Origin of the sequence: Kaistella sp. (genome assembly GCF_041824135.1) — a bacterium.
In the GTDB taxonomy this organism is placed as follows: domain Bacteria; phylum Bacteroidota; class Bacteroidia; order Flavobacteriales; family Weeksellaceae; genus Kaistella.
The window spans coordinates 1-11,557 of sequence record NZ_JBGZYM010000055.1 but is presented as its reverse complement, the minus strand read 5'-3'; the positions used below and the strand labels follow the sequence as shown (position 1 = coordinate 11,557).

12 protein-coding genes are annotated in these 11,557 nt (G+C 35.8%); 4 read left to right on the top strand and 8 right to left on the bottom strand.

Going from position 1 to position 11,557, the window contains the following annotated elements:
- On the bottom strand, positions 1-963 hold a 963-nt coding region (locus ACEYOS_RS06330; RefSeq protein WP_373797542.1), incomplete at its 3' end, for an aminodeoxychorismate synthase component I.
- Between the two features lie 56 nt (positions 964-1,019).
- On the opposite strand from ACEYOS_RS06330, the gene ACEYOS_RS06325 reads away from it, so the two are divergent.
- From ACEYOS_RS06325 to ACEYOS_RS06310, 4 genes are all read left to right on the top strand, one after another.
- The gene (locus tag ACEYOS_RS06325) at positions 1,020-1,742 is read left to right on the top strand and encodes a hypothetical protein (RefSeq protein WP_373797541.1); all 723 of its coding nucleotides are present in this window, start codon (positions 1,020-1,022) and stop codon (positions 1,740-1,742) included.
- Between the two features lie 68 nt (positions 1,743-1,810).
- Positions 1,811-2,536 (top strand): beta-carotene 15,15'-monooxygenase, encoded by a 726-nt coding sequence (locus ACEYOS_RS06320; protein WP_373707449.1) that lies wholly within the window; start codon positions 1,811-1,813, stop codon positions 2,534-2,536.
- Positions 2,537-2,623: 87 nt separating this feature from the next.
- Complete coding sequence (locus tag ACEYOS_RS06315) at positions 2,624-3,706, top strand: AI-2E family transporter (protein WP_373707450.1); 1,083 nt, start codon at positions 2,624-2,626, stop codon at positions 3,704-3,706.
- A gap of 25 nt (positions 3,707-3,731) precedes the next feature.
- Positions 3,732-3,995 carry a DUF3820 family protein gene (locus ACEYOS_RS06310; protein ID WP_373707451.1) on the top strand — a complete coding sequence of 88 codons (264 nt, stop codon included), beginning with the start codon at positions 3,732-3,734 and terminating at the stop codon, positions 3,993-3,995.
- A gap of 14 nt (positions 3,996-4,009) precedes the next feature.
- On the opposite strand, the gene ACEYOS_RS06305 is transcribed toward ACEYOS_RS06310, so the two are convergent.
- The 7 genes from ACEYOS_RS06305 to rsfS form a co-directional block, all read right to left on the bottom strand.
- Complete coding sequence (locus ACEYOS_RS06305; RefSeq protein WP_373707452.1) at positions 4,010-6,139, bottom strand: cation:proton antiporter; 2,130 nt, start codon at positions 6,137-6,139, stop codon at positions 4,010-4,012.
- Positions 6,140-6,142: 3 nt separating this feature from the next.
- Positions 6,143-6,700 carry a hypothetical protein gene (locus ACEYOS_RS06300; protein ID WP_373707453.1) on the bottom strand — a complete coding sequence of 186 codons (558 nt, stop codon included), beginning with the start codon at positions 6,698-6,700 and terminating at the stop codon, positions 6,143-6,145.
- A gap of 90 nt (positions 6,701-6,790) precedes the next feature.
- Positions 6,791-7,444, bottom strand: a complete 654-nt coding sequence (locus tag ACEYOS_RS06295; RefSeq protein ID WP_373797540.1) for a phosphatidylserine decarboxylase family protein — start codon at positions 7,442-7,444, stop codon at positions 6,791-6,793.
- A 2-nt stretch (positions 7,445-7,446) separates the two neighbouring features.
- Positions 7,447-8,325 (bottom strand): phosphatidate cytidylyltransferase, encoded by an 879-nt coding sequence (locus tag ACEYOS_RS06290; protein ID WP_373739306.1) that lies wholly within the window; start codon positions 8,323-8,325, stop codon positions 7,447-7,449.
- A 57-nt stretch (positions 8,326-8,382) separates the two neighbouring features.
- Complete coding sequence (locus ACEYOS_RS06285) at positions 8,383-8,964, bottom strand: LUD domain-containing protein (protein ID WP_373739305.1); 582 nt, start codon at positions 8,962-8,964, stop codon at positions 8,383-8,385.
- A gap of 115 nt (positions 8,965-9,079) precedes the next feature.
- A complete protein-coding gene (gene ftsH, locus ACEYOS_RS06280; protein ID WP_373739304.1) occupies positions 9,080-11,077 on the bottom strand; it encodes an ATP-dependent zinc metalloprotease FtsH in 1,998 nt (665 codons plus the stop codon).
- A gap of 50 nt (positions 11,078-11,127) precedes the next feature.
- Positions 11,128-11,490: a ribosome silencing factor gene (gene rsfS / locus ACEYOS_RS06275; protein WP_373707659.1), complete on the bottom strand. Its 363-nt coding sequence runs from the start codon at positions 11,488-11,490 to the stop codon at positions 11,128-11,130.
- Positions 11,491-11,557: the final 67 nt, after the last annotated feature.

Sequence of the window (11,557 nt, the reverse complement as noted above, 5' to 3'; positions counted from 1 at the left end):
ATAAATTTTATTTTTCATTTCTTGATATTCGTCGGCAAAATTACTCAAATGAGTGATGCCACCACCACTTTTAAAATAAAGTTTTCCACTTTCTTTTTCGATAAATCTTATCATTACGCAAGAATCGAGATTCTCACCATCGAACCAGCCGGAAATGCCCGTGTAGAAACCTCTGTCGTGATTTTCTGCTTCCTTAATTATTTCTAAGGTTTTTGTCTTTGGAGCACCAAGAATAGATCCCGCTGGAAGTAAACTTTTCATGATGCTTCCAATTTTGTTTTGAAATTCAGGTTTCAGTTTTCCCGAAATTTCAGAGCTCATGGCGTAGAGGTTTTTCTTGTTGGTTTTAAGGAAATCGATTCGTTGAAATTCATTGACTTTCACTTCATCAGCGACCATGCTCAGATCATTTCGAAGCAAATCAACCACCGTATAATGTTCGGCTTTCTCTTTAACATCATTTTTTAAAACTTCAATCGCATTTTCCTTTGCCGCGTCAATCGTTCCTTTCATGGGATGCGTAAATATTTCATTGTCAGTGATTTCAATGAAGGTTTCCGGAGAAAAGAATACGAATTCATCTTTGTAAAGAACCTTATATTTTGCTTTCGATAAATAGAAAATTTCTTCTAGAGTTAGGTTGATTTCAATTTCAGTTTTGCACGTATAATTGGTGAGGTAAGAATTACCTAATTTGAGATTTTCCTGAACGATGTCAAACCCTTTTCTATACTCTTCTTTACTTTCTGGAAATGATTGTAATTGAATATCTTTTGTTTCCGCTTCGTGAAGGTTTGTGTTTTTAAAGGTTTGAAAATCAATGAGTATGCTATTTTCTTTCAGTTCACTTTCGGTATAAACCAAAACATTTTCGACTAAAAAATCAACCATAAAAAAGAACGGAACTTTCTGATCTGAAAGTTCATCAATTTTATCAAAGTTGAAATGAGGAGATTTTAGCATTGGGCAAAAATACTCTTTTTAGGAATTAATCTTTAGGTTTTCCCTATTTTTGCAGAATGGAAAAAAATTACCCTCAAAAGGTCAGCATACAGGAGATTTTAAAAACTGCATTTTCGTACTGGAACAAGACTTTATTTTATCAATTGTCTTTCAGTTTACTTTACTTTTCTTTATTTTTTCTGGGATATTTCTTTTTGTACAAATATTGCGGATTGTGGGATGAAATGAGTCAACACAGTGAGTTGCTAAAAACAGACTTCGAAGCTTTTAATAAAAAGATGGCAGAAGTTTCAAAATTGCCACAGACTCAAAGTTTTCTGCTAGGAATTTTCTTCCTATTTGCTTTTTTAAATCCATTGAACGTAGGATTCTACAAGATCTATCGAAAGATGGATCTGAATGAAAAAATAACAATGAATGATTTATTTGCGGGTTATATTGGATTTGCTTTCTTTAAATTTTTTGGCTTCTACCTTTTCTGGATGATTATCTTCTCTTACGCCAATTCATTTCTATTGTTAGGAGTCGTCTGGGTGATGCTAACCCTATTTTCAGTTCCGCTCATGTTTTTTATGAATGTGAATACCATTGAAGGGATAAAGCTTACGGTAAAAGGATTGAAACAGGATTTTACCACAGTACTCATTTCTGTAGTGATCGCAACACTCTTTAGTCTGTCAGGGCTTTTACTTTTTGGATTTGGTTTTCTCTTTACTTTTCCTTTTTGGCATGCGATGATTTATACGTTATATCAGCAATTCTTTAAAGAAAATGATTAAAAAGTAAGAATTAATTGTTGCCCTTCTTAATTTTTAATGATAAATTTGAGAACATTAAAAATTAAACTATGGATACTTTCGAAGAATTTGATCAACCAATCGGACCGGAAAAGTCGGCCGGTGCTATTATCGCTCACGCATTTGAAATTTACAAGGGAATTTTCATGTATGGGATTGCAGCGGTACTTCTTACTTCACTAATATCATTTTTGGTGCAACCGATTTCAGGTTTCAATTCAGGAGATCTTATGGAAGAGATGAAGGATAACGGCGACACTTTCCCCAGTTTGTGGCAAGTTCCTGGGTTTACTCTTTATGCTGGACTGTCAGGTTTGATAAGTTTACTTTTGACACCTATTTATGTTGGATTAATTTACATTGCCAAAAAATATAATTTACAGGAAAAAATAAGTTTTGGTGACCTGTTTATTGGTTTTAAACAAAATTTTGTAAATATTATTATCTATGCTCTAATATCAAGTATTATTATTGCCCTCTCTGTCGCGATGTGTGTAATCCCGGTGTTTTTTGTTTTCCCTCTTTTATTGTTGGGTTATCCAATTTTACTATTTGAGAACGCGACGTTCTCAGAAGCTTTGAGCAAATCATTTTCTATTGCCAAAGATAATTACGGAACGTTTTTAGGAGCAGCGTTGCTGGGCTTTTTAATTAGTATCGCGGGTGCTGCACTGTGTGGAATTGGGATTATATTTACCTTCTCATTCTATTTGATCGTAATGTATTCTGCTTACTGCGCGTTCTGTGGAAGACCACGACCGATCATCCTTAAATAATAAATTAAAGACTTCGATATTTTAAAGAATATCTGTACATTTGAAAGCAATGGTTTTATAGCCATTGCTTTTTTTTAATACTTAATTATGCCGAATATAAAAGACCAGATCAGTGAAGTGAAAATCAAGCAATTTTTTCTGCTTGTAGTGATTATCGTGATGGCAGCTCTGATCTGTTTTCATTTATCACTTTTTGTACCATCCCTTTTAGGGGCAATAACGCTTTATGTGATCACCAGAAAGTATAATCTGTATTTACAGGAAGAGAAGAATTGGAAATCCTGGGCCTCGTCTTTGGTGATTATTGTCGGCACTTTGATCCTATTAATTTTACCCATCTATTTTATCGTCGATCTGCTGATAGAAAAGTTAGGAAATGCATCTGTTTACATGCAGAAATTTAATATTTTCATTGATAAGATCCACGATTACATTTATTCTAAAACCAATATTGATATTTTAAGTAAAGAAAACCTCACAAAGTTGAAAGATACTGTTGGGAAATTCTCTACGTCGGCGCTTAGTGGAACATTCAATACTTTAACGGTGGTGGCTTCCATGTATTTCATTTTATACTTTATGCTGGAAAAACCACGTTTATTTGAACGCTTGATGCAAAGTTCAGCACCTTTAAAGAAAGCTAACGTGAATTTATTGGGAGAAAAAATTCGCAAAATGGTCATGGCTAATGCAATCGGGATACCGGTGGTTGCGATAGGTCAAGGAATTATTGCTTTGATTGGTTATTTCATTTTCGGAGCTCCGAGCGCAATTTTATTATTTGCTTTAACTTGTGTAGGTGCTATGTTGCCTATTGTAGGGGCGGCAATTGTTTATCTTCCGGTTTGTATTTTTATGATTGCCGAAGGAAATGTAGGACCAGGTTTAGGCTTGGCGGCTTACTGTGTGATCGTGGTTGGCTTAACCGATAATCTGTTAAGATTTACGTTATTAAAGAAACTGGAAAATATTCATCCACTCAATACCGTTTTCGGAATTATTATGGGAATCAACCTTTTTGGATTTATGGGTTTAATTTTCGGGCCAATCTTAATTTCGATTACCATTTTATTAATTCAGGTTTACCGCGATGAATTTGCTAATGATGATCGAGAACTGATCATGCCTGAACCTAAAGAGATCGAAGAGAAAATCGATTTAAGTATCTAAAAAATTCTATTGTAAAAGAAACTGTATGATTCCTGAACTTCGTCCTGAAATATTAAAAGAGATCTGTACGACCGAAATGCCTTTTGGAAAGCACAAAGGCTTACTTTTAGTTGATTTACCGATCAATTATTTAGAATGGTTTCAGCGCCAAGGCATGCCTGCCGGAAAATTAGGAATGCAGCTCTCTACTATTTATGAAATCAAAATGAATGGTTTAATGGATTTATTGACGCCGTTAAGAGATAAAATTCCGCAGACACCAACGAAGAAAAAGGTTTATAAGTTTTAGATTTTTTATTGCTTTTACTTAAATAATTTCCCCACAATTTTTCCGATTTCTACAAAGTCATTTGCGTTGCCAATGTCTCGTGTATCTTTTCTATATTGCGTTTCCGGCTGATGAACCGGGAAAATCAGTAAGAAATTTCGGTCGCGAAGATTTTCGTTAAGATAATCTGGTGCATTTTGCATTTGAGGCAGATAGGAAACCATAGACCGATGCGCCATGAATAAAATCAGGGCATCATTATCTTTCATTTTTTCTATGACTTTCGTAAGCTCACTCCAGTTATTAAAAATGATGAAACTTGCATCGATATTCACCTTTTTGCGAATGCTTTCTATCATTGCAATGGTCTTATCAGTTCCATAGAACTCTATTTTAGACCCAGAGTTACGGGCAATATTCCAGATCTTTAATAAAGAGTGGAAAAAGCGAGATTCTTTTTCTGCATTCTCGGGTAGAATCACCAGATACTTCTGAACGGTTGAAGCAGGCTGAGCCGCGTGATAGACCAAAATATTAGCCGTGTTATTATTTAAATAGCCGCTGTATAAATTGTAAACAAAACTTGGCGAGAATCTTTTCTCCTGATCGATACCAATCATTAAATCGGTAATATCGTACTCTTTGATAACGTTATTAATTCCTTCAATAATATCAGTGTCATAGCGAGTTACGGGAGTGATTTTAACATCAGCAGAAGCACCGATTTCAACAACCTGATTTAGTAAAGTTTCCGCATTTTTTTTGGATGAATCATTCGTTTCCTCATTAATGATATTTAAAGCAAAAAGATTTTCAGTTGCATTTTTAGATTTTATCAACAAGGCTAAATTCGTCATTGGATCCACCGTATTGATGTGATTCACCGCTAATAAGATGTTTTCTGCTTCTGGATTGCTCTCCGCGATTGTATTTTCATTATCAGCTTTTACCAACAACTCCGCATTTTTTTGAGTAACAAAAGACGAGATGGTACAAGAGATCAGAATCAAAAGAATACTTCCATTCAGAACACTTTCATCCAGCAACCTGATTGGTTCGCCTAAGTCGGTTTCACCTAAAATAATGTTATATCCAACCGTCACTGTTGCTAAGGTCGCCGCTGCAGATGCTGAACTCAAACCGAAAATAATTCCACCTTCCGGTTTGGTATATTTGAAAGTTTTTTGTGTAGCAATAGAAGCCAGATATTTTCCACCAATGGAAATAGAAATCATCAACAAGGCCACTTTGATGGTTTCAAAATCTTTAAAGAACACTTTAAAGTCGATCAACATTCCAACACTGATCAAGAAGAACGGAATAAAGATCGCATTTCCCACAAATTCTACCCGATTCATTAATGAGGAAGTGTGCGGAATCAATTTATTTAAGGCCAGTCCAGCGAGAAAGGCGCCGATAATCGCTTCAATTCCGGCTAACTCAGCCAGAAGTGCCGCAAAGTAAATCATAACAAGTACGAAGATGTATTGCGATATTTTATCACTCACTTTTTTGAAGAACCATCTGCCAATAATTGGAAAACCTATTAAAACGATTAACGCAAAAATGATAATTCCGACAGAAAGCTTGATCCAAAAAGCCGTATTTACTTCGCCAGTGGTCATCCCGACGACGATTGCTAAAACTAATAGGGCAAGAATATCGGTGATCACTGTTCCACCAACAGTCACATTTACCGCACGATTTTTAACCACACCTAATTTACTGACTAAAGGATAGGAGATAAGGGTATGAGAAGAGAAGATGCTGGCAAATAGGAAAGAGGTCAGCCAGTTGTATTCCAGGATGAAATGTGCGGCAGCAATCCCAAATATAAATGGAATGACGAAAGTATAAGCACCGAAGCCCATACTTTTATATTTATTTTTTTTAAACTCCGCCAGATCAATTTCAAGTCCAGCCAGAAACATAATGTAGAGTAGGCCTGTTGTTCCCGTAACCACGATACTGCTGTCACGCGTAAGCACATTAAAACCATTCGGGCCAACAACTGCTCCCGCAATAATGAGTCCCAATAAATGGGGAACTTTAATTTTATTAAGTAAAAGTGGTGCCGAAAGAATGATAATTAAAACTACCAAAAACTTAAGCACCGGATCCTCCAAAGGAAGATCAAACTGTGACACTTTTAAAATGGTGAGCATAATTTAGTTTTTGATTTTTTCTAAATCTACAGAGAATTTCGCGTTACAATTATTGCCTGTAAATTCGCGCATGCCTTTGATTCTGGTAGTATTTTCTATGGGCATCTGCAAGGTAATTACAGATTGCGTAGATGTTGTTGAATTCAGTTCTGACGTCAATTTGATTTCAGTACTGCTGTAACTTGCTTGGTATACCTTTTCACCACCGTTTTTATTTGTAATTTTCACCCCTTCCGGAGAAACTTCCCAAATGTCACTTCTAGAGTCGCCAATAACATGTTCCGAGCAATTAGATTCTGTACAAATCATTTTTCCATTATATTTCCCGATAATGTTTTCAGGTATTTTTGACACGATTACAGTATCAATAGTATATACACGTTCTTGCAGGCTATCGCGCATCGCTATCAGTGATTCGTAATCTTTCTCTTTTGCTGAGAATTCTTTTTCTTTAATTAAAAGTACTTCTTCCCGTTTTTTTAATTGTTCTTCTTTATCCTGATCAGTGCAGGAAGTGAGCATTAAAATAAAACCTAAGAAGAATGTTAAAAGAAATTTCATAGAGCAAAAGTTTGTGATTGACTTTAAAAGTATAAAAAAAATCCCGGAATTAAAAATTTCGGGATTGTGGTGGTATAATTTAGATGTTACTTACTCGATCATTTTAGCGATAATATCGATTCCGCCTTTTGTTTTATCACCAATCTTGCAATTGATTTCTGTGTCTAGCGGTAAAAATATATCCATTCGCGAACCAAATTTGATGAACCCAAATTCATGTCCAGCTTTTGCGTCATCACCTTCGTTGCATTTAAAGACGATTCTTCTGGCAACATATCCAGCAATCTGGCGGAAAACTACTTTGTGATTGGTTAAACTGTCGATTGCTACAGTAGTTCTCTCATTAAGAGTCGAAGACTTCTCATGCCACGCTACCAAATATTTTCCTGGATGGTACTTTTTGTAAATAACTTTTCCTGAAACTGGATATCGGCAAATGTGAACATTCAACGGGGACATAAATATTGAAATCTGGATCGCTTTTCCTTTGATGAATTCATCTTCATCAACTTCTTTGATCATAACCACTTTACCATCAACCGGAGCGATTACGTTTTCCTTATGATCTAGAACATCTCGATTTGGAACCCGGAAAAACCAAAATACCAATCCGAAAATAATTAATAAAGGAACGATGATTAATAATCCCCACATTTCTAAAAAATGAACGGATAGAAAACTGATGACTGCAAATACGATACTTGCAACAATGATGGTTCCTTTTGACTCTTTATGAAGCTTCATGTTTATATTAATTTATCTAAAATAAAGTACAAATATACGACAGGCACGCAGATAATAAAACTATCCAGGCGATCTAATATTCCGCCATGTCCTGGAATTACGTTTCCTGAATCTTTAACACCAAAATTTCGCTTTAACTGGCTTTCAACTAAATCTCCAAATGGTCCAAATACGGAAACCAATAAGCCGACGATGATATAATTTCCACGCAAATCAGGATAATACATTTCAATAAAATAACCAAGTATGATGGTGAAGAAAACGCCGCCTGCAAAACCTTCCCAAGTTTTTTTTGGTGAAATCTTGGGAGCCATTTTATGCTTACCCAGAAATTTCCCCGTGAAGTAAGCAAAAGAGTCGCTGCTCCAAATCAAGATAAACAGGAAAAACACTTCTAGGGTAAAGCTTTGCTCAGATGCAGAAAACTTTGGTAAACCTAAGGCAAATCCAAATGGAAGTGCGGTGTAAATAACGGTGAAAATAAGTTTACCGCTATCATAATAGAGTTCTTTTGGAAAACGAAACAAAGTAATTACTGCGATTACAATCAAGGAAAGACCCAGTAATTCAGATATATTAAAATCAAAATTAAAACTGTGATTGAAATATCTTTTAGAAAATAATTGATAGAATACGAAAAGGATCAACGGGAAAACCAGCCATTTCTCCCAGCTTTTCTGATCGAACTTCATCATCTTGATGCATTCCCAAGCACCCATGAAGAGGAAAAAGGTAATTAAACCATAGTAAAGATTTTGTTGCTGTACAAGACCTGGTGAAATACTGTTGATGAATTGAGCACCCAAATTGGTGGTGCAAAGAACAACGACCAAACCATATAACAGACCACCGAAAATTCGTAGAACTAAATTTTTATCCAAAATTGTATGATTAAATATTTAAGAAATAGATTCTTTAAGATTACTTATCAAGAGAAATTAATCCTCGAGCAAAAGTAAGAAAAGTTTTGTGTTATCTTTATTTGGAGTGTCCAATTTAGAATTACTTCCACTGATAGAAGTAAGGTTACGAATATTCCCGTAGCGTTTGATTTTGCTCATCGCATCGTTAAGGTTCGTCACAATCTGGGAAACATTGGCCATAATGATTATTTTCTCTGGCAAACGCGAGGAATGATAATGCAAAATGCTGTTGTGGGAAAGCATGATTCTGCCATCATAAGCGATTAAGTATTCGCAAGTGATAAATGCGCAGTCATTAAAAAGTTCGAGTTCAGTGGTGTAAGGAACGTTCACTACATTAAGAAAGTTTTTCAAATCGTGATCCCAACAGAAGATTGATTTCACGTCTTCGATTTTCAAGATGTGATTGAGAGTTTGAAGTGCTTCAGCTTCATCTGCGCAATAATTAAAAAATCCACCAGAATGAGTGAACAATTGGGCAAACTTATAATCAAGGTCAGCATTTTTCAACTGATCCCCAAGTTTTACCAAATCTTGCTCTTCATCCTCGTCAGGTTGATTTAATATTTTCCCGACTAATTTTTTAAATAAACTCAATTCCCTTTCCTTTATGCGATTGTTATACAAAAATAGAAAATATTTGTTTAAACAATCAATTAAATACAAAAATCCTGATTATTTACATGAATATAAATAATCAGGATTAAATTTATTAAAGTTGCGTATTGGATTCTGGCGCTAAAATCTCTGCTTCTTCTACCGGAGTTTCCCCTTTGTGGCTATTCGAAACAGGATGTTCAGTTAACTCAGGATCCCATGCTCTCTTACCAAACACTACTTCTAAGTCTTCTCGGAAGATGACTTCTTTTTCCAGAAGTTTCGCTGCAAGCGCATCTAACTTATCTTTATTGTCTGCTAAGATCTGTAATGCTCTTTTATATTGAGTTTCAATGATATTAGAAATTTCTTCATCAATCATTTTTGCAGTTTGCTCAGAGTAAGGTTTTCCGAAACTGTATTCAGACTGTCCCGTGCTGTCATAGTAAGAAACGTTACCTACTTTTTCATTGAGACCGTAAATGGTTACCATTGCCTGTGCTTGCTTAGTTACTCTTTCTAAATCAGAAAGTGCTCCCGTAGAAATATTTCCAAAGATGATTTGCTCTGCAGCTCTACCACCTAAAGTAGCACACAATTCGTCATACATTTGTTCTGTAGTCGTCAACTGTCTTTCTTCTGGAAGATACCATGCTGCTCCTAACGATCGGCCTCTCGGCACGATGGTTACTTTTAATAAAGGTGCTGCATGTTCTACCAACCAAGAAATAGTTGCGTGGCCAGCTTCATGATAAGCAACTCTTCTTTTTTCTGAAGGTTTAATGGCTTTATTTTTCTTTTCAAGACCACCGATAATTCTATCAACTGCATCTAAAAAATCTTGTGTCGTAACTGATTCGTGAGAATTTCTAGCTGCAATTAACGCTGCTTCATTACAAAGATTTGCGATATCCGCTCCACTAAATCCTGGAGTTTGCTTGGCTAAGAAATCACGGTCGATGTTTGGTTCCATTTTAATTTTCGCCAAGTGCACATCAAAGATTTCTCTTCTCTCGTGTAATTCCGGCAAGTCAACATAAATTGAACGGTCAAAACGACCTGCTCTCATCAGTGCTTTATCTAAAATATCTGCTCTGTTGGTCGCCGCCATAATGATCACATTCGTGTCGGTGCCAAAACCATCCATTTCGGTAAGTAGTTGATTCAAAGTATTTTCTCTTTCATCATTTCCACCCGTCATATTTCCTTTTCCTCTGGCTCTACCAATGGCGTCGATCTCATCAATGAAAATAATCGCTGGTGATTTTGCCTTCGCCTGAGCAAATAAATCTCTTACCCTTGATGCTCCAACTCCCACAAACATTTCCACAAAATCAGAACCTGATAGGGAGAAGAAAGGAACTTTAGCTTCACCTGCAACAGCTTTTGCTAATAAAGTTTTACCTGTTCCCGGAGGACCAACTAGCAATACTCCTTTTGGAATTTTACCTCCCAGTTTGGTATATTTTTCAGAGTTTTTAAGGAAATCTACCACTTCCTGAACTTCTTCTTTTGCGCCTTCCAGACCGGCAACATCTTTAAATGAAATTTGAATTTTATCTTTTTCGTCAAACAGTTTTGCTTTAGATTTACCGATGGAGAAGATTTGGCCTCCGCCACCACCGCCACCGCCGCCCATCATTTTGCGGAAAATCACAAAATAGAATAGCGCCATAATCGCGATCCAAAATATAGCTGTAAATAATAATTCGGTCATTGGGTTTTTACCGATACCGTAATCTTTTTTAGTCACAACTGTCGGATTCTCTGCTTTGATCTGATCAAATTTTTGCAGAAAAAGAGTTTTGTCACCGTAGCTTAAATTATAGTCAGGTTTTGGTGAAAAGTCGAAAGCTGAAAAAGGGCTTCTCTCTTTATTGACTTGCTTGTTAGCTAATTCTGTTTTTGCGGCTTGCGTCAAAAAAACGTCAGCCTTTTCGGTATCTTTATAGATGAGGACGTCCTCCACTTTCCCTTGCTCCATCATTTTATAAAATGCTTCCTCATCTATTTGATTAGAAGAAGAGTCACCGCTCATATTAGAAAAGAAAAAGAGCAAAATGGCTCCGATTGCTATCGGGAAGAACCAATTAAATCCTTTATTGTTGTTCATATCTTGGTATAAAAATTTTGACGAAAATTGTTTTCGTCAACGATCAGTAATTAATTTTCGATTTTGGTAATGTTGGCATCGCCCCAAAGTTCCTCAATGTCATAATATTCACGAGTTTCTCTTTGGAAAACGTGCACGACTACAGAAACGTAATCTAATAAAACCCAAAGTGAATTTTCACTTCCTTCTACATGCCAAGGACGATCCTGTAATTCATTACGAACCTTTTTTTGAATGTTCCCGGAAATAGCCGAAACTTGAGTGTTTGAGTTACCAGTGCAGATTACGAATGTTTGTGCTACTGAGTTTTCGATGGTCGATAGGTCGAAGATCATAATGTCTTCCCCTTTGGTATCTTGTATTGCTTCTACTATTTTATCGATAAGTAGTTGCTTTTCTGTGATTTTGTTCATTAAAAATTTTGTATAATCTGCAAATTTATTGTTTTTTTATTTAAATAGTCTCAAATTTACCAAATCT

What these genes read in the sequence shown, in the direction of transcription:
- ACEYOS_RS06320 (WP_373707449.1), top strand. Translation starts at nt 1,811, where the DNA reads ATGGATACTTTCGAAGAATTTGATCAACCAATCGGACCGGAAAAGTCG.
- ACEYOS_RS06325 (WP_373797541.1), top strand. Translation starts at nt 1,020, where the DNA reads ATGGAAAAAAATTACCCTCAAAAGGTCAGCATACAGGAGATTTTAAAA.
- ACEYOS_RS06310 (WP_373707451.1), top strand. Translation starts at nt 3,732, where the DNA reads ATGATTCCTGAACTTCGTCCTGAAATATTAAAAGAGATCTGTACGACC.
- ftsH (WP_373739304.1), bottom strand. Translation starts at nt 11,077, where the DNA reads ATGAACAACAATAAAGGATTTAATTGGTTCTTCCCGATAGCAATCGGA.
- rsfS (WP_373707659.1), bottom strand. Translation starts at nt 11,490, where the DNA reads ATGAACAAAATCACAGAAAAGCAACTACTTATCGATAAAATAGTAGAA.
- ACEYOS_RS06315 (WP_373707450.1), top strand. Translation starts at nt 2,624, where the DNA reads ATGCCGAATATAAAAGACCAGATCAGTGAAGTGAAAATCAAGCAATTT.
- ACEYOS_RS06305 (WP_373707452.1), bottom strand. Translation starts at nt 6,139, where the DNA reads ATGCTCACCATTTTAAAAGTGTCACAGTTTGATCTTCCTTTGGAGGAT.
- ACEYOS_RS06300 (WP_373707453.1), bottom strand. Translation starts at nt 6,700, where the DNA reads ATGAAATTTCTTTTAACATTCTTCTTAGGTTTTATTTTAATGCTCACT.
- ACEYOS_RS06295 (WP_373797540.1), bottom strand. Translation starts at nt 7,444, where the DNA reads ATGAAGCTTCATAAAGAGTCAAAAGGAACCATCATTGTTGCAAGTATC.